General features: G+C 38.6%; 22 protein-coding genes and 1 tRNA gene. 3 read left to right on the forward strand and 20 right to left on the reverse strand.

Annotated elements, in window-relative coordinates:
* Positions 1-4: 4 nt before the first annotated feature.
* The 18 genes from accD to LMF32_RS12710 all read right to left on the reverse strand — a co-directional run bounded on the left by accD (position 5) and on the right by LMF32_RS12710 (position 14,075).
* A complete protein-coding gene (accD, locus tag LMF32_RS12625; protein ID WP_230524970.1) occupies positions 5-859 on the reverse strand; it encodes an acetyl-CoA carboxylase, carboxyltransferase subunit beta in 855 nt (284 codons plus the stop codon).
* A 43-nt stretch (positions 860-902) separates the two neighbouring features.
* A complete protein-coding gene (locus tag LMF32_RS12630; RefSeq protein WP_230524971.1) occupies positions 903-2,270 on the reverse strand; it encodes an acetyl-CoA carboxylase biotin carboxylase subunit in 1,368 nt (455 codons plus the stop codon).
* A gap of 4 nt (positions 2,271-2,274) precedes the next feature.
* Positions 2,275-2,697: a 3-hydroxyacyl-ACP dehydratase FabZ gene (gene fabZ, locus LMF32_RS12635; protein WP_188204759.1), complete on the reverse strand. Its 423-nt coding sequence runs from the start codon at positions 2,695-2,697 to the stop codon at positions 2,275-2,277.
* A 50-nt stretch (positions 2,698-2,747) separates the two neighbouring features.
* Positions 2,748-3,236 carry an acetyl-CoA carboxylase biotin carboxyl carrier protein gene (gene accB, locus LMF32_RS12640; RefSeq protein WP_092480983.1) on the reverse strand — a complete coding sequence of 163 codons (489 nt, stop codon included), beginning with the start codon at positions 3,234-3,236 and terminating at the stop codon, positions 2,748-2,750.
* Positions 3,237-4,475, reverse strand: a complete 1,239-nt coding sequence (gene fabF, locus LMF32_RS12645; RefSeq protein WP_230524972.1) for a beta-ketoacyl-ACP synthase II — start codon at positions 4,473-4,475, stop codon at positions 3,237-3,239.
* 21 nt (positions 4,476-4,496) lie between these two features.
* On the reverse strand, positions 4,497-5,234 hold the full coding sequence (gene fabG / locus LMF32_RS12650; RefSeq protein ID WP_230524973.1) for a 3-oxoacyl-[acyl-carrier-protein] reductase: 738 nt from the start codon (positions 5,232-5,234) through the stop codon (positions 4,497-4,499).
* 29 nt (positions 5,235-5,263) lie between these two features.
* Positions 5,264-6,193 carry an ACP S-malonyltransferase gene (gene fabD, locus LMF32_RS12655; protein WP_230524974.1) on the reverse strand — a complete coding sequence of 310 codons (930 nt, stop codon included), beginning with the start codon at positions 6,191-6,193 and terminating at the stop codon, positions 5,264-5,266.
* A gap of 104 nt (positions 6,194-6,297) precedes the next feature.
* Positions 6,298-7,257, reverse strand: coding sequence for an enoyl-[acyl-carrier-protein] reductase FabK (fabK, locus tag LMF32_RS12660; protein ID WP_230524975.1), 960 nt, complete (start codon positions 7,255-7,257; stop codon positions 6,298-6,300).
* 31 nt (positions 7,258-7,288) lie between these two features.
* Positions 7,289-7,519 carry an acyl carrier protein gene (locus tag LMF32_RS12665; protein ID WP_092480988.1) on the reverse strand — a complete coding sequence of 77 codons (231 nt, stop codon included), beginning with the start codon at positions 7,517-7,519 and terminating at the stop codon, positions 7,289-7,291.
* Between the two features lie 38 nt (positions 7,520-7,557).
* Positions 7,558-8,535: a beta-ketoacyl-ACP synthase III gene (locus LMF32_RS12670; protein WP_230524976.1), complete on the reverse strand. Its 978-nt coding sequence runs from the start codon at positions 8,533-8,535 to the stop codon at positions 7,558-7,560.
* Positions 8,536-8,552: 17 nt separating this feature from the next.
* A complete protein-coding gene (locus LMF32_RS12675) occupies positions 8,553-9,002 on the reverse strand; it encodes a MarR family winged helix-turn-helix transcriptional regulator (RefSeq protein WP_092480989.1) in 450 nt (149 codons plus the stop codon).
* A gap of 252 nt (positions 9,003-9,254) precedes the next feature.
* Positions 9,255-9,587, reverse strand: coding sequence for a DUF2187 family protein (locus LMF32_RS12680; protein ID WP_092480990.1), 333 nt, complete (start codon positions 9,585-9,587; stop codon positions 9,255-9,257).
* Positions 9,588-9,847: 260 nt separating this feature from the next.
* Positions 9,848-10,453 (reverse strand): alpha/beta hydrolase, encoded by a 606-nt coding sequence (locus LMF32_RS12685; protein ID WP_230524977.1) that lies wholly within the window; start codon positions 10,451-10,453, stop codon positions 9,848-9,850.
* A gap of 20 nt (positions 10,454-10,473) precedes the next feature.
* Complete coding sequence (locus tag LMF32_RS12690; RefSeq protein ID WP_230524978.1) at positions 10,474-11,418, reverse strand: ring-cleaving dioxygenase; 945 nt, start codon at positions 11,416-11,418, stop codon at positions 10,474-10,476.
* A gap of 34 nt (positions 11,419-11,452) precedes the next feature.
* Positions 11,453-11,902 carry a MarR family transcriptional regulator gene (locus LMF32_RS12695; protein WP_092480993.1) on the reverse strand — a complete coding sequence of 150 codons (450 nt, stop codon included), beginning with the start codon at positions 11,900-11,902 and terminating at the stop codon, positions 11,453-11,455.
* A gap of 180 nt (positions 11,903-12,082) precedes the next feature.
* Positions 12,083-12,643 (reverse strand): NAD(P)H-dependent oxidoreductase, encoded by a 561-nt coding sequence (locus LMF32_RS12700; protein ID WP_092480994.1) that lies wholly within the window; start codon positions 12,641-12,643, stop codon positions 12,083-12,085.
* A gap of 130 nt (positions 12,644-12,773) precedes the next feature.
* Complete coding sequence (locus LMF32_RS12705; RefSeq protein ID WP_188204726.1) at positions 12,774-13,451, reverse strand: CBS domain-containing protein; 678 nt, start codon at positions 13,449-13,451, stop codon at positions 12,774-12,776.
* A 27-nt stretch (positions 13,452-13,478) separates the two neighbouring features.
* Positions 13,479-14,075, reverse strand: coding sequence for a TVP38/TMEM64 family protein (locus tag LMF32_RS12710; protein WP_092480996.1), 597 nt, complete (start codon positions 14,073-14,075; stop codon positions 13,479-13,481).
* Positions 14,076-14,294: 219 nt separating this feature from the next.
* On the opposite strand from LMF32_RS12710, the gene LMF32_RS12715 reads away from it, so the two are divergent.
* A complete protein-coding gene (locus LMF32_RS12715) occupies positions 14,295-14,924 on the forward strand; it encodes a PepSY domain-containing protein (RefSeq protein ID WP_230524979.1) in 630 nt (209 codons plus the stop codon).
* A 77-nt stretch (positions 14,925-15,001) separates the two neighbouring features.
* Here the strand turns inward: LMF32_RS12715 and LMF32_RS12720 are convergent, their stop codons facing one another.
* On the reverse strand, positions 15,002-15,568 hold the full coding sequence (locus LMF32_RS12720) for a CDP-alcohol phosphatidyltransferase family protein (RefSeq protein ID WP_092480998.1): 567 nt from the start codon (positions 15,566-15,568) through the stop codon (positions 15,002-15,004).
* Positions 15,569-15,739: 171 nt separating this feature from the next.
* The gene (locus tag LMF32_RS12725; RefSeq protein WP_230524980.1) at positions 15,740-16,096 is read right to left on the reverse strand and encodes a hypothetical protein; all 357 of its coding nucleotides are present in this window, start codon (positions 16,094-16,096) and stop codon (positions 15,740-15,742) included.
* Positions 16,097-16,145: 49 nt separating this feature from the next.
* On the opposite strand from LMF32_RS12725, the gene LMF32_RS12730 reads away from it, so the two are divergent.
* Together LMF32_RS12730 and LMF32_RS12735 are read left to right on the forward strand one after the other, a co-directional pair.
* Positions 16,146-16,319: a hypothetical protein gene (locus LMF32_RS12730; protein WP_230524981.1), complete on the forward strand. Its 174-nt coding sequence runs from the start codon at positions 16,146-16,148 to the stop codon at positions 16,317-16,319.
* A gap of 272 nt (positions 16,320-16,591) precedes the next feature.
* A tRNA-Ser gene (locus LMF32_RS12735) sits at positions 16,592-16,681 on the forward strand.
* Positions 16,682-16,711 lie beyond the last annotated feature (30 nt).

Here is a 16,711-nt window from a genome sequence, read left to right on the forward strand (position 1 = left end):
AGCTTTATTTTTCGTGTAATTTTAACAATTTACCTAACGTGTTTTTTAATTCGTTTCGTGGAACGATTTTATCAATAAACCCGTTTTCCATAACCGATTCAGCTAATTGGAATTCATCTGGTAGAGTTTCTTTGATTGTTTGCTCAATCACTCGTTTTCCGGCAAATCCAACCAATGCTCTAGGTTCAGACAAAATAATGTCTCCTTGCATGGCAAAACTAGCTGTAACTCCTCCGGTAGTCGGATCAGTCAAGACGGTAATGTACAGCAGACCAGCTTTATTGTGTTGAGCGATTGCTCCACTGATTTTAGCCATTTGCATCAAAGAAATGATCCCTTCTTGCATTCTAGCACCACCGGAAGCCGTAAAAATCACTACCGGCAGTTCTTCTGCGGTTGCGCGCTCTACAGCTCGAGTGATTTTTTCACCAACGATCTGTCCCATACTTCCCATGATGAAAGTTGAATCCATTACACAAATAACGGTCTGATGCCCATCTATAGTTGCTTTACCTGTGACCACGGCTTCATTTGTGTTCGCCTTTACTTGTGCTTGTTTCCATTTTTCTTCATATCCTGGAAAATCTAGCGGGTTTGATAACGCCATTTCTTTGTCCCACTCTTCAAAACTTCCTTCGTCAGCAATCAATTCAATCCGTTCTGTTGCGCATATTCTAAAAGAATATCCACATTCAGGACAAATTTTATCATGACCTAAATCTTTTGTATAAATAGATTTTTGACATTGAGGACACTTAGTGAACATTCCATTTGGTACAACAGGAACTGTTGTATCTTCTTGTTGTGTTCGATCCACATGAATGGGGATATACACTCGTTTCTTTTTAAACAGTTTCACATTATCACCTCTGGAAAAATTCTTGCTCTCTTCGGTTCGTTTTTTATTCTATACGCGGAACCCAATGCTTCAGAAAGTCAGTTTCTAAATAACTTGTATCGTATTCTCCACGGACAAACTTCTCATCGTTCAACAAATCTTCTTGGAAAAACTGATTTGTGATGATTCCTTCGATAACTAATTCCCCTAATGCTCGTTTCATTTTTGCAATCGCTTCTTCTCGATTTGACCCTTTGGTAATGATTTTTGCGATCATGGCATCATAATATGGAGGAATCTCTGCTCCTTGATACATGGCACTTTCCACTCGCAGTCCCAAACCACCTGACGGAACCAGCAAATAATCTAATCTGCCAGGAGATGGAGCGAAGTTAAAAGCAGGGTTTTCCGCATTGATTCGACATTCAATTGTATGCCCTGTTAATCTAACATCTTTTTGTTGGAGAGACAAGACTTCTCCTGAGGCAATCAAAATTTGTTGTTTAACAATATCGACTTCAGTTGCCATTTCAGTAACGGGATGCTCTACTTGGATACGCGTATTCATTTCCATGAAATAATAGTTGCCATCTACATCTAATAGGAACTCTATCGTTCCTGCGTTCTGATAACCTACGTATTTCGCAGCTCTAACAGCCGTTTCACCCAGCAACTGTCTTTGTTCTTCATTGATTGCCACTGAAGGAGCCTCTTCGATGACTTTTTGGTTTTTACGTTGCAAAGAGCAATCACGTTCCCCTAAATGAATCACATTCCCATGGTTGTCGGCTAGAATCTGTACTTCTATGTGTCGTGCGTGTTCGATGATTTTTTCCATATACATGTCGTCATTTCCAAAGGCTGCTTTCGCTTCGGATTTGGCATTGACATAAGCGGTCTCTAATTCACTTGGATCAGCGACTCGACGCATGCCTTTTCCTCCACCACCCGCACTGGCTTTCAACATAACTGGATAACCCAATTTTTCAGCTGCGGATTTTGCTTCTTCTATCGTACGAATAAATCCATCGCTTCCAGGGATGACAGGAACTCCTGCCTCAATCATTAACTCACGAGCATTTGCTTTGTCTCCCATTTGATGGATGGTAACGGGTTTTGGTCCAATAAAAATAATATTCATTTCTTCACACATCGTAGCAAACGTGCTGTTTTCAGATAAGAAACCAAATCCAGGGTGGATAGCTTGCGCTTTTGTTACGACAGCAGCGCTCAATATGGATTGCATATCCAAGTAAGAATCAGTTGCTTTAGCCGGTCCAATACAAATCGCTTCATCAGCTAATTGCATATGTAAAGCATCACGATCCGCCTCTGAGTAGACAGCAACAGTTTTGATTCCCATTTCCTGACACGCACGAATGACACGTACTGCGATCTCGCCTCTATTTGCAATTAGAATTTTATTCAACATAGGCTTAACGTCCTATGATGAAAGTTAATTCAGCTTCACAAACTTTTTTGCCGTCTACATAAGCTACACCTTTACCGATTCCTGCATAATCTTTAAGTTTCACAATGTGGACTTCCAACATCAATTGGTCACCCGGCTGAACTTTTTTACGGAATTTAACTTTATTCATTCCGCCTAAATACGCTGTTTGTCCTTTAAATTTGTCCAATGTCAATAGAGGAATCGAACCTGCTTGAGCTAATGCCTCTAAGATGTAAACTCCTGGTAATACAGGCTCTCCTGGAAAATGGCCTTGGAAAACTTCTTCGTTGATAGTCACGTTTTTTAATGCTAATACATGTTCCCCTGGAGTCATTTCGTCAACTCTGTCGATGAAGTAAATTGGGTAACGGTTTGGAATCAATTCTTGAATTTCTGCAATGTTCAATTTAGTCATGTTTTTTTCCTCCTAAGAATACAGCTTTATGGTTGTCTGTCTTATCCGATTTTGAATAATGGCTGGTTGTATTCTACAACTTGGCTGTCTTCCACCATTATTTCAGTAATCGTACCTTCTACTTCGCTCTTGATTTCGTTCATTACTTTCATTGCTTCTACAATACAAAGCGTTTCACCAATTTGAACCGTGTCTCCAACTTTTTTAAAGTTGGGTTTGCCTGGTTCAGGTGATAAATATACAACTCCTACGATAGGAGACAATACTGCTTCTCCTGCAGTAACTTCTGGTTGTGCATTGGAAGAAGATGAAAGCGCAGAAGTCTCGCTGCTCTCGATGGAAGAGCTGATGTTTACAGATGGAGCTGATTGTGTCCATTCTGATTTCGGCTCAGCAACTGCTGGTTGTGCTGCAGGCGCATGCGAGTTTTTACTCATTTGTACGTTTACGTTATCCATTTGCAAATGGAATTCTTTTAAAGATGATTGATCAATCAAATGTATTAATTCTTTTACTTGGTTAAAATCCATTTACTTGCCCTCCCACTTTTTGAAGAGTGTGACTGCATTGTGCCCGCCAAACCCTAGTGAATTATTCAAGGCATATTGGATTTCTTTTTCTTTTCCAACATTTGGAATGTAGTCCAGATCGCAATCTTCGTCTGGCACTTGTAATCCGATCGTTGGAGGTAGGAAATTTTCTTGAAGAGCTTTCACACAAGCTACTGCTTCAATTCCGCCGGCTGCACCCAATAAGTGGCCTGTCATACTCTTCGTGCTTGAAATAGCCACGTCTTTAGCAGCGTCACCAAAAGCATATTTGATGGCTTGAGTTTCTGATGAATCGTTAGCTGGTGTACTGGTTCCGTGAGCGTTGATATAGCCGATATCTGCTGGCGTGATGCCTGCTTCTTCCATAGCCAATTTCATTGCTCGACCTGCGCCGCTTCCGTCTGGAGAGGGGGCTGTCATATGGTAGCCATCACCAGTCGCTCCGTAACCTACGATCTCACCGTAAATGGTTGCTCCGCGTTCTAGTGCGTGATCAAGACTTTCCAACATCAATACTCCGGCACCTTCACCCATAACAAATCCATGGCGTTCTTTATCAAAAGGAATAGAAGCACGATCTGGATCTGAACTTGTTGATAATGCTTTTAAAGCAGCGAATCCTGCGATTCCGATTTCATTGATCGTACCTTCTGCTCCACCTGCAATAATAACATCTGAATATCCATGTTTGATGTTACGGAATGCTTCACCGATAGAGTTGTTTCCAGATGCACAAGCCGTTACGATTGAAGTATTGATTCCTCTAGCACCTATAGCGATAGAGATATTTCCAGCAACCATATTACCGATAGCCATTGGTACAAACAAAGGAGCTACGCGTTGAGGTCCTTTATCATGCATTTTAATGATTTGTTGTTCCATCGCGTTCAAACCACCGATACCAGAACCTACGATAACACCAAAACGGTCCATGTTCGTTTTTTCTGTGTCGATTCCACTCATTTCAACGGCTTGTACAGCTGCGGCTACACCAAATTGAGAATACTCGTCCATTCGTTTTGCTACTTTGCGGTCCATAAATTCTTTCGGATCAAAATCTTTCAATTCACCGGCTACTGAAATTCCAGTTTCACTAGCGTCAAACTTTGTGATGGCTTTAATTCCATTTTTCCCTGCTTTTAGACCTTCCCAAAAAGCATCTGCAGAGTTTCCTAATGGAGTAACTGCACCCATTCCTGTAATCACTACACGATTCATAAGTATTTGTCCTCCTTTTTATTAACCGTTCATTACCATTCCACCATCAACATTGATGACTTGACCAGTAATGTAACGATTTTCGCTTAAAAAGACTGCTACTCTAGCAACTTCTTCTACGCTTCCAAAATGTTTTAATGGAATTTGATTGATAGCTTGTTCTTTCATTTTTTCAGAAAGGACTTCCGTCATTTCTGTTTCGATAAAGCCAGGAGCGATTGCATTAACTGAGATTCCTCTAGCTGCTAATTCGCGTGCCGCTGATTTTGTCAGCCCTACAACCCCTGCTTTACTTGCTGCATAATTTGCTTGTCCAACATTTCCAACTAACCCGACAACACTGGACATGTTAATAATGGTGCCACTTTTTTGCTTCAGCATAACTTTTGAAGCGTGACGTATTGTATTAAAAGTACCTTTTAAATTAATGTCGATAGTTTGATCGAAATCTTCTTCCGTCATTCGCATCAATAACATATCTTTTGTGATTCCAGCGTTATTGACCAGTACATCCACACTGCCGAAAACTTCTTTCGTTTCTTGAATCAGTTGTTGAGCAAATTCAAAATCACTCACATCCCCTAAAATAGAGTGAACCTTTACTCCAAAACTTTTCAATTCTTCTATTAAACTTTCTTCAATAGGCTTACGACCGTTTAATACGATGTTAGCGCCTTTTTTTGCAAATTCTAAAGCAATAGCTTTCCCGATTCCTCTAGAACTCCCCGTAACAATGACTGTTTTGTCTTTTAATTCCATATTCTCATCCTTTTTCTGCAATCATTGATTTAGGTCAATTTTTGCAGTGTTTTTTCAAATGATTTGATGTTTTCAACGTTCATCGTATTCACTGATCGATCGATTTTTTTGATGAAACTGCTTAGTGTCTTGCCAGGACCAACTTCAATAAATGTATCGACCCCTAGTTCGATCATTTTTTGAACGCTGTCCTCCCAATAAACTGGAGACATCACTTGTTTGACCATCAAACCTTTTATGTGAGCAGCATCTTCAAACGGCCTAGCTGTAGTGTTGCTGATGACCGGCATCGAAGGATCATTGATTTGATAAGATTGAATCTCTTTTTCCAATTGCTTAGCCGCTGGTTCCAATAAACTTGTATGGAAAGGTCCACTGACGGTTAAAGGAACAACTCTTTTAGCGCCCGCTTCACTCAATCGTTGGCTCGCTATCTCTACAGGGACTTTTAAGCCAGCAATAGCTATTTGACCAGGCATATTGTAGTTAGCCGGAGAAACTACTCCATGCTCTAAAGCCACTTCCTGGCAAATTTCTTCAATAATTTTGCGGTCCAATCCCATAACAGCCGCCATTGCTCCTTCACCTAAAGGGATAGCTTCTGTCATGTATTGACCTCGTTTTTTAACCAGTTTCAATGCTTCAGGAAAAGACAGCACACCCGCTTTAACAAAAGCGCTGTATTCCCCTAGACTTAATCCCGCAACGATATCCGGTTTGACTCCATTTTCAGCCAACAACGCATCAATCGCCATGCTGACAGTCAAAATGGCTGGTTGAGTATACATGGTTTGATTCAATAAATTATTTTCTTCAAAACAAAGAGCCGCCATATCCAACTGTAAAGTATCACTAGCTTGTGCAAACACTTCTTTGACGCTGTCATACTGTTCATACAAGTCTTTTCCCATGCCAGCATACTGAGCTCCTTGTCCACTATACACGATTGCTGTTTTCATTCGTTTCGCTCCCTAAAAAAAGAACTAGAAAACTAAGGGAAGCAAAAAGAACTCCTTTTAGCTTTCTAGCTAATATGATCATGATTCTATAGGTAAAACCATTTTTAATTAGATAACATACTTACTTGACTCATAATGATTTGTTTGTAATCGTTCATCAATTCTTGAATGATGTCATGACAACTTTGTTCTCTTTTCACTAATCCCGCACTTTGACCAGACATGAATGAACCAGTGTCTTTGTCGCCATCGATAACAGCTCTTTTCAGAGCCCCTTTACCCATCGCTTCCAAACGATCAAAATCAGGCTTTTCATCACTTGTTATTTCTTTTTCTACTTTTAGATATTGACGCGTCAATTTATTACGCAAAACACGTACAGGGTGCCCTGTTATCTGTCCCGTAATTACGGTGTCGATATCTTTTGCTTTTAGAATAGCATCTTTGAAATTTTGGTGAACTGTACTTTCATGTGCTACTACAAAACGTGTCCCTAATTGAACCGCTGATGCGCCTAACATAAAAGCAGCCGCAACGCCTCGTCCATCTGCAATTCCTCCAGCAGCAATGACTGGAATACTCACAGCATCTACTACTTGAGGAACCAAGTTCATGGTCGTCGTTTTACCGATGTGACCCCCAGCTTCCATACCTTCACAAATGATGGCATCTGCTCCTTCGTTTTCCATACGTCTCGCTAATGCTACTGAAGCGACTACAGGAATAACAACGGTCCCAGCTGCTTTGAATTGTGCTATATATCTGCCTGGCGAACCTGCACCAGTAGTAACCACTTTTATACCTTCTTCACACACGATTTTTACAACGTCTTCTACATATGGCGAAAGGAGTAATACGTTTATCCCGAATGGTTTATCAGTCAAGGCTTTCGTTTCATGAATCAATTCACGAACAGTCTCTCCTGTAGCATGACCACATGCAAGAATTCCTAAACCTCCAGCATTTGAAACAGCACTTACCAAACTAGGATTAGCTACCCAAGACATTGCGCCTTGAATGATTGGGTATTTGATACCCAGTTTTTCAATTAATTCTGTCTGCATACAGATACTTCCTTCTTTCTATATGTAGAGTTTATTTTTTAGCTGTTTCTGCTTCTACGAAGTTTACGATATCTTGAACAGTGTTCAATCCTTCTTCTGATTCGATTTTGATGTCAAATTCATCTTCGATGTCGTTGATGATTTGGAATAAATCTAAACTATCTGCTTCTAAATCTTCACGGAAGTTAGTAGTTAATTGTACTTCTTCCTCGTCTTTGTCTAATTGGTCCATAATAATTTCTTGAATTTTTGAAAATGTCATTTTTGTTTCCTCCATTAATGTATGTTTTTTTTATTTTTTTATAGCTGAATCAACATAGAGCCCCATGTCAATCCGCCTCCAAAACCAGTTAAAATCACTTTCTTCTTGCTTCCAAGAACTAATTCGCCTCCAGCGACCAATTCGTCTAACAAAATCGGAATACTTGCTGCTGAGGTGTTCCCATATTTGTGGATATTTGATGCAAATAATTCCACTGGAACTTTTAGTTTTTTAGCGATCGCTTTTAAGATACGGTAATTAGCTTGATGAGCGATAATGCATTCTACCTCTTCAAACTGAGTACCTGTTTTTTCAGTTAAATCCATAATACTTTTAGGAACACTGCGAATAGCAAAGTCGAATATGCTTCTGCCGTCCATTTGCAACAAATCAAGCGGCGTTGCAGTCTGTGGCCCCCACTTTTCGGAAAATGCAACTTTTCCAGCAGTGAGTGCTTCTCCACGACTTCCATCTGCATGGATGTCTTCCCCTAATACAAAGGATTCTTCTGAAGTATGTTCAAGCAATACCCCGCCTGCTCCATCTCCGAACAAGACAGCTGTACTACGATCATTCCAATCTACAATTTTAGACATCACTTCTCCGCCTAAAACTAAACCATAACGAAAACTACCAGATTGCATCAGCTTTTCCGCTATAGACAAAGCATAAATAAATCCAGAACAAGCCGCATTGACATCAAATGACATCACACTATGAGCACCTATCTTGTCTTGTACCAAGCTTGCTGTAGAAGGACTAAGATAATCCGGCGACATCGTTGCAACGATAACAAAACCAATTTCTTTTGCATCAACTCCAGCATTCGCCAAAATTTGTTTAGCTGCTTTAGCGCACAAATCTGAAGTATCTTCTGTATCGCTGATCCGGCGTTCTTTAATGCCTGTTCGACTTTGGATCCATTCATCAGAAGTTTCTAAAAACAATTCTAATTGTTCGTTGGAAATGACTCTTTCGGGTACATAACTTCCAGTACCGACTATTTTTGTTCCCATTCCACTCAACTCTGTTCTCATAAGGATTCTTTTATCCGGTTCAAGAATAAATGTAAATTTCTCAAACCTTTCACTAGTACTTGAGCCTCTTCATCGCTCAAGTCAGTAAGTGTTTCTCTGACCATGTCACGATGGAACTTATCATGCAGGCGATAAAGTAGACGCCCTTTTTTTGTCAATCCAAGTCGTACGACTCTTCTGTCTTCTTCACTTCTTAAACGTTCAACATAGCCTTTTTTCACTAGGTTATTTATAGAGACTGTTAATGTCCCGACAGTTACGTAAGTTTTCTTAGCTACTTCAGAAGTAGTATGTTCTCCATACATTCCTATGGCTTCGATTGTGTGCATTTCTTTAATGGATAAATCATTGAACCGGCTGCCTCTTAAAGCATTCTCTTCGATAATCAATATTTCGTTGAAGATACTGACCAAGTACGGATTTATCTCGTTGACTATTTTGTCCACATCGCTCCCCCCATCTAATGTTATTCAGTTTTAAATTTTAGTTTGAACATCAAACTGTTTGACAATCAAAATATTAATCTATTTTAGATAGCCTGTCAACAATAAACCGAAACTTTTTGTTCACAAACTACTTTTTCAGATGTTTTCTTTTTAGCAAAAGTCTGATGTAAAGCAGTTAGCAAAGCCTTTTTTCACATTTTTTAGAATACAAAAAAAGAAGTTGAATGTGATCCATTCAACTTCTTGCATATTTTATAAAACCGTTTGTTCGATATCTTTAAAGTTTACGATGGTTCTGTCTTCCATTAAGTCTTTCATCTTTTCAGAAGAAAGATCCCACGAAATGTCGACCACTGCACTATTTTTTAATAACTTGATGATGACGCCTGCCATTTTTTCATCTCGGAAAGTAAAAATAATTTTATCTCCAACATCCGGCTTGAAAGACAACTTGATTTCTTCAATCATCTCAACGGCTTCGTTATAAGGCACGCCTAGAAGCGTTGCAATCCTAGAATTGCTGGCTCCTTTTCTAAGTTCCACTTCGACTAACGATTGAATTTCTTTGGTAATTTTATTACCCATTTAATCCCCTCATTTCTTCAACTCTAAGAACGTAACTCAAAAAAATAAATTACTTTTATTGATTTCCTCTTTTATTATAACACAATTTTAATTTTTTACAAAATAACGTTCGTTTCTCTAATATTAAACCCTCATTTACCGCTTAAATTATTCCATTCTTTGTTTCAAAATATAGAAAATACACTGCTAGTGTAGAGTCATTTCTACAGCTGCAGTGTTTTTTGTTCGTTGTTGCATTTTTTCAGTTTTTATATTTACGATTAAAATTCCTTCATGTACCAATAACGAGCAGCTTCTATTTCTGACTGAGTCAGTGAATGACCGTTTTGTCCCCAATCAATTTCAACCTCAGCTCCTGCTGATTCTAATAGTTCTTTTAGTTCTTTACTTTCTTCAGCAGGACAGATAGGGTCATTTTCTCCCGCCCCGATGAAAACAGGCACTTGTTTCAAATCTGGTAAAGACAATCCTCGAACAGGCACCATAGGGTGATGCAGAATAGCTCCTTTTAATACATTTTGATAACGGAACAGTAAACTTCCAGCAATATTAGCTCCATTTGAATATCCAATGGCTATCACATTTGAACGATCAAATCCATATTGTGCAGCAGCTTCATCGATAAAATCTGCTAAATGTTTTGTTTCTTCTTCCAGATTTTGCTCATCAAAAACTCCTTCAGCCAGTCGTCTAAAGAATCGAGGCATGCCATTTTCAAGAATGTTTCCTCGCACACTCAAAACTGCAGCTTCAGGATCGATCATTTGTGCTAGAGGCAATAGATCCTGCTCATTTCCACCAGTTCCATGCAACAACAAAAACGTTGGTTTAGAAGGACTAACTCTTTCTTTAAATAAATGTTTCATGTCCTCTTCCTTTCTTTACTCTATTTAGGATTGATCTCACGTAATTGAATCGGAGTGAGATGGGTTTCTAACTGGTCGCGGTGATTTTCGTATTGTGCAGGAAGCATCAATCCTTGACCCATCGTTTCGTATGACTCATCATGAGCAAATCCGGGCCCATCAGTCGCGATTTCAAATAAGATCCCGCCGCTTTCTCTATAATAAACAGCATTAAAATAATTGCGGTCTTTTACTTCGGTAGGATAAAAACCATTTTCACTTACCCACTTTCGCCACTCTAACAATTCATCATCATCTTTGGCTCTCCAGGCAATATGGTGCACCATTCCAACTCCTGTTTCGCCTTTTCCGACAGAAACATTCTTCAAATCAATCACATTTCCGATCTCTCCAGGAGCTGTAAATCGAACCAGCCCATTTTCTTCTCCTGCTTTCTCAAGCCCCATAACCGTTTTTAATGTAGCAGCTGTTTCAGATGGTGTCGAAGAATAAAGTGTAGCTCCTGCGAAACCTTTGATGGCTACATCTTTTGTAATGTCGTTAAAGACATAAGGATTCTCAACTCCGCCTTTTCTCGCCACTAGTTCTAATTCTAAGCCGTGAGGATCTTGGAAGGTTAAATATTCTTCCCCAAAACGTGTCGTCTTTTTAACCTCAATTTCAAAGTCTGTCAATCTATTTTCCCAAAATTCCAGCGAACCTTCTGGTACAAGATAAGCTGTTACGCCTACTTGTCCGTCGCCTATTTTTCCTTGACGCGAATTTTCCCACGGAAAGAAAGTAATGATCGTCCCAGGTTCTCCACCTTCATTTCCAAAATACAAGTGATAAGTCCCTGGGTCGTCAAAATTGACAGTTTTTTTGATCAGCCTTAATCCTAAAACTGATCCATAAAAATCAAGGTTATCTTGCGGATGTCCTACAATAGCTGTGATGTGATGAATGCCCATTGTTTGTTTGGCCAATATAACCTCTCCTATCTATTTCATAGTATCAAGTTTACTTATTTTTTGTGCTTTGTCCCGCTGCTGCTATCCCTACTTTTTTGACTAAAGGAATAACCGTCTCCAATTCTTCTTCCGTAAGGACAGAAAACAATTCGGTGATCATTTTTTCGTGTAGTGGAAAAGCTTCTTCCATAAAGTTTTTTCCTTTTTCAGTAATGTGTGCAAAGATCACTCTTCGATCTGTTGCACACGGCTTGCGTTCGATATGCCCTTTTTGTTCTAGTTTATCAATGACATAGGTCATACTGCTGCTGGACAGCAAGATTCTTTTTCCAATGTGCTGGATTTGTTGTTCTCCTTTTGAATAAAGCAATTCCAATACTGCAAATTCTGTAGGATTCAATCCATACTTTGTCATATCTTGTTTAATGACATCTTGTGTGCTTTGGAAAGCTTTCAGCATTACCGTAAGAGCTTTTAAGGATAATTCTTCTCTGGTCATTTCACTCTCTCCTTTTAGTCAAATCACCTTTAACTAAATAGTTAAAAATTATTTATCTTTAATTCGAGATAAATATATCACATCTCTCTTCTCTATTCAAATAATACTTATTTCTATTTTCTTTCTATATAAAAAAAGTATAAAAAAGCAGACGAATCTGCTTTTTTATACTTTTTAACTTTATCCTCTAAGTGTTTTTAAAGCTCCGGACCAGGCATTAACTTGTCCCAACATCGTATTTACAGTCTCAACATGTAATTCTTGAGGTTTAAACACTGACATATTCTCGAAATCCGTAAATAAAGATAACGCTGGATGTGTACGAACAGTTGCTACTTGAAGTTCTGCCAAAACGATTCGTAAAGCCTCAGCTGCACGAACCCCGCCAGATGAGCCATAGCTGACAATTCCTGCAGCTTTGTTATTGTATTCAGTATACAAATAGTCGATTGCGTTTTTTAATGCTGACGTGATGCCATGATTGTATTCTGGAGTGATAAAAACAAACCCATCTAGACTAGCAATTTTTTCGGACCAAGGTTTTGCCTCGGGCGTTTGATAATCTGTACTATAGGCAGCTGATATCGGTTCATTATATAGAGGTAAATTAAAATCCTTGATATCAACAATCTCATATTCCGCATCACCGCGCTGATCTCCGATTTGTTTTACCCATTCTGCAACTTGCGGACTCACTCGATTTTGACGTGTACTGCCTGTGATGATACCAATTTTATTCATTCTCCATTCCTCCTCGAATCAATACATTATTTTATGTAAGAAAAACACTTGCTTAATTCTCCTCCATAAAGTAACTGTATCTCACTAAAAGGAAAAGCACAAATAAAACCCTTCACGACCTGGAATAATTTTACAAATCGGACGGTGTAATGATCCCTATCGGATGTTCAGAAACTTTTCCATTTTCAGTGATCAACAAGGCGTCTAGTTTGCGATCATTTTTTAACAGATCAGCAGCAACGTCTACACTCATATCTTTTCTAATAAACAAGTAATTATTACTTTTTGAATCTTCTATCAAAATTTCTTCTGTGGTGCTCTGCCGCAGATCCGTCGTCAACAGCTCCGAATGATTGGCTAACCAATAAGCTATTCCATTTTCAGTCAATAATCCTAATAGTTTCCCTTTTTTATAGACAGGGAAGTGGGTGATTCTTTGGTTTTTGATCGTTTCCAACACTGTAGTAAACAAATCGTCTGCTTGGAAATAAACAACTTCTCTTTTGAAAGCAGGATACACTTTAGGCGGACTTTTGATTTCTGCTTCAATCATCTCGATTCGCTCAACGACTTTATCTGTCGGTACTGCTAAATATTCATTGACAGTCAGCTTCTTATGTACCAAAACATTTCTCAAGTCGGCAAATATCTGCAAATCATTCTTATACGTTTTTACTCCGCTGTTTCGGTGCTCATTTTCATCCAATAAATGATAGAAAGGCTTTTTGTATTCATTTTCTTTGCTCAAAAAGCTTAGATGATTGTGAATACGATTGAAACTTGCCAGAAAACGTTCTGCATTTTCCATTTGTACCCTCCTTCTTTTAAACTTGCTTTAGAAAAAATCAAGCCAGTTCACGATGGTAGACCATCCTAAACTATACAATGCTATCGGAATGGGTTTACCAAATAAAATAATCAACCCAAATTTCTTTAAGGACATCTGAGTCAGTCCAGCTAAATAACATAAAGCATCATCTGGTGCTAACGGACCAAAAATCCCGATCGCAAAAACTCTGTCAAAAACTTTACTGTCATTCAACCATTTGGAATATTTTTTGAAAATCTTTTCGTTCAGCATTTTTTCTACTAGCGGCTGTCCGTACCGTTTAGAAATCAAAAAAGCTCCGAAAGACCCTATGCAGATCCCTACATAATTATAAAATATTCCCCATACGGGACCAAACAGAATCACTCCTGCTACACAGGTTACTGCTGCAGGCAATATCGGGAGAATCACTTGCAAAAATTGAATGAAGATAAAAACGATGATGGCTTGCGCCCCAAAACTTTCTACATATTCAATTAAACTTTCACGAGAATCAAATATCCCATTGTGATACCCTAAATAAATGAATAAACCTGTTACTACCAATCCCGCCACCGTTAATAAATCAAACCAATTTAAGCGGAAGTTTTTTACGTAATTCATACATCAAACCTCTTTTTCTAAATGCCTTATCTATTATCTTACAATGATTGTACGATAAAAACACGCAGTATGCACTCCTACTTTTGTCTGATTTCACTTTTGCTGCTTATCTAATGGCTCAAAAATGTTTGAAGCAGTTAAATGTTCAGAGATAAGTGTTCTTGTTATACTCTGTATAAAGAAGCGTATATTTCTATGATAAACGAAAGGATGAGGACATTGACAAACAAAACAAAGCTTACATTTTTAGCGTTGGTCAGCACAGGAATTCTAGGCGCATGTGGTTCCCAAACAGCTGATGAGGAACAAAGCAGTTCTTCACAAGTTTCTAGTGAGACCACTGAAACAGAAGAGTCAAGCTCTGAATCTGCAGCTTCTTCTGAAGAAACATCTTTTAATTCAGCAACTGGGCAAGGAATCAATGAACAAGAATTTGACGTTTCTTTAGATGATGCTGTAGCTATTTACAATGAAAATCACCCTAATACTTCAATTGAATCCATTACTTTTGACGAAGATTCCGGCAAATACGAGTACGATTTTGACGGTTTCGATGACACCAGTGAATATGGACTAACAGTAGATGCTGCTACAGGAGAAGTTTCTGACAGTGAATCAGATAGCGAAGACGATAGTGATTCTAACGAAGCCTTAACACTAGACAACATTTTAACTCCTCAAGAAGCCATGACCGCAGCTTTAGAAGAAGTGAATTCGGGATACGTAGACGAATGGCAACTGGAAACAGACAATGGGATGACCGTTTATGAAATCAGTATAGAGGATTCTCAAGAAGACGATGATGATATCGTGTTAAATGCTGAAACCGGTGAAATCGTAGAGAGATAAAAAAACGACTGGAACGTTAACTCAACTGCCCCCTCTCAAGTAGACAGGGGGCAGTTCAAACGTCTCAGTCGTTTTTCTTATTCATTTATGTTTGTACGATGCATGTGCAGAAATATTTTTGTATAGAGCACAAAAGAAAGCAGTAAGAAAAATCCAGTAATCAGCATTAAACTGTTCGCGAAAGCTGCGCTTAAATCTGGAAATGCCACTAAAATCGTCATGCATGCATAAAAAACAGCTGTAGATACCTTCCCGTACCATAATGCCCCATCCAATTTTTTATGCTGCTTAATCAACACGATATTCCATGCCAGCATAGACAATTCTTTTATCACAAATAACAATACAATAATCCACATGTATTCATATCGAACCATCAAACAAAATACAATGGCTGCTTGAGTTACTTTGTCTGCTACTGGATCAATCAATTTCCCTAGATCTGTTATCTGATTAAACTTTCTCGCAATAATACCGTCTATTAAATCTGTTACACCAGAGAAAAGGATGATCAGTCCAGCAATTCTGTAATCATTTATAGTTTCAGCGTTTAAATAATAAGAAATAAATACTGGAACTAATATCAAACGAATAATGGACAATAGGTTCGGAATGGTCCATATTTCTTTCCACTTAAAAGTCATTTATTTTCCCCCAAACAATGTGTTTATAAATCATATACTTCAATAGTACACTATTACTCGCCTTTTTACAAAAAACTTCTCACTTACCTGTCTCATTTACCCGTATGTATAGCTTTTTACACAAAAAAAGTCTGGAAAATTATCTTCCAGACTTTTACTTTTCTTGAACGATTATCTTTCATCAAAATCGAACGAATCGATTGAGTAAGTAACTTTTGATAAATCGTTGACACTAAAGAATGTTTCTTGATTTTCCATCGGAACTGTAAAGTAAGCAGGCATTACTGTATCTGGTTCCAAAATACCAAATGAATCTTCTGTCAGAGTAAACGGAGCTTTGTCTAGAATAACGGCCCCATCAGTAGTACTCATGCTGACAGTTAAATCAATGTTTGTCATTGCCATATCTGTACGATTTACAACAATAAATACCGCTTGGACGTTATCTTGTCCTTGTTCGCCTAAAAACAATCCTGTAAAGTGAATGGCTACGTCATTTTCAATACCCAATTCAGGTGTTTGACTCATTCTCAATTGAATTTCTTGCAATAGTTTATCATTTTCTAGTGTGAACCCTTTGTCGATTTCAGATTTTTGCGGAACTAGCGGAAACTGTGTAGTAACCTCTTCTCCTGACGCACTTGCACTTTCTGATGAACTGGATTCTGATGACGCTTCAGACGAAGATGCTTGCGAACTTTCTTCTGTACTAGCCGATTCAGAAGTTTCTGCACTTGACTCTGAAGATTAGCTTGGCTGTGATTCTTCAGTCGCGCCACCCATCATGTCGCATCCTGCAAGGAATGCCGACGCCCCCAATAATAATAACCACTTTTTCATTCTAATCTCCTCCTAAAGTATGCTGCCCCTCTCCAGATAAAAGCTTATCAATCAAGAAACAATGGTTCTCTTTTTACTTCAAACTGATTATACCTTAGATTATTTGATCTTCAAAATAAAATACCCTCTAGCTTATTGTCAACTTTTTTTCTTCACGTTATAATCGATTTGTAAAAAAATTTCGGAAGATTACCCAAGTCCGGCTGAAGGGGACGGTCTCGAAAACCGTTAGGCGATTTATGTCGTGCAAGGGTTCAAATCCCTTATCTTCCATCCGTTTCTAAGTATGAACTAAGACACAAC

Source organism: Desemzia sp. C1 (assembly GCF_020882875.1).
GTDB lineage: Bacteria > Bacillota > Bacilli > Lactobacillales > Carnobacteriaceae > Desemzia > Desemzia incerta.

Excerpts from the sequence above, each read along its gene's own strand:
- LMF32_RS12630 (WP_230524971.1), bottom strand. The coding sequence starts at position 2,270 with ATGTTGAATAAAATTCTAATTGCAAATAGAGGCGAGATCGCAGTACGT.
- accB (WP_092480983.1), bottom strand. The coding sequence starts at position 3,236 with ATGGATTTTAACCAAGTAAAAGAATTAATACATTTGATTGATCAATCA.
- fabF (WP_230524972.1), bottom strand. The coding sequence starts at position 4,475 with ATGAATCGTGTAGTGATTACAGGAATGGGTGCAGTTACTCCATTAGGA.
- fabG (WP_230524973.1), bottom strand. The coding sequence starts at position 5,234 with ATGGAATTAAAAGACAAAACAGTCATTGTTACGGGGAGTTCTAGAGGA.
- fabD (WP_230524974.1), bottom strand. The coding sequence starts at position 6,193 with ATGAAAACAGCAATCGTGTATAGTGGACAAGGAGCTCAGTATGCTGGC.
- fabK (WP_230524975.1), bottom strand. The coding sequence starts at position 7,257 with ATGCAGACAGAATTAATTGAAAAACTGGGTATCAAATACCCAATCATT.
- LMF32_RS12665 (WP_092480988.1), bottom strand. The coding sequence starts at position 7,519 with ATGACATTTTCAAAAATTCAAGAAATTATTATGGACCAATTAGACAAA.
- LMF32_RS12670 (WP_230524976.1), bottom strand. The coding sequence starts at position 8,535 with ATGGGAACAAAAATAGTCGGTACTGGAAGTTATGTACCCGAAAGAGTC.
- LMF32_RS12680 (WP_092480990.1), bottom strand. The coding sequence starts at position 9,587 with ATGGGTAATAAAATTACCAAAGAAATTCAATCGTTAGTCGAAGTGGAA.
- LMF32_RS12685 (WP_230524977.1), bottom strand. The coding sequence starts at position 10,453 with ATGAAACATTTATTTAAAGAAAGAGTTAGTCCTTCTAAACCAACGTTT.
- LMF32_RS12695 (WP_092480993.1), bottom strand. The coding sequence starts at position 11,902 with ATGACCAGAGAAGAATTATCCTTAAAAGCTCTTACGGTAATGCTGAAA.
- LMF32_RS12700 (WP_092480994.1), bottom strand. The coding sequence starts at position 12,643 with ATGAATAAAATTGGTATCATCACAGGCAGTACACGTCAAAATCGAGTG.
- LMF32_RS12705 (WP_188204726.1), bottom strand. The coding sequence starts at position 13,451 with ATGGAAAATGCAGAACGTTTTCTGGCAAGTTTCAATCGTATTCACAAT.
- LMF32_RS12710 (WP_092480996.1), bottom strand. The coding sequence starts at position 14,075 with ATGAATTACGTAAAAAACTTCCGCTTAAATTGGTTTGATTTATTAACG.
- LMF32_RS12720 (WP_092480998.1), bottom strand. The coding sequence starts at position 15,568 with ATGACTTTTAAGTGGAAAGAAATATGGACCATTCCGAACCTATTGTCC.
- LMF32_RS12725 (WP_230524980.1), bottom strand. The coding sequence starts at position 16,096 with ATGAGTCAAACACCTGAATTGGGTATTGAAAATGACGTAGCCATTCAC.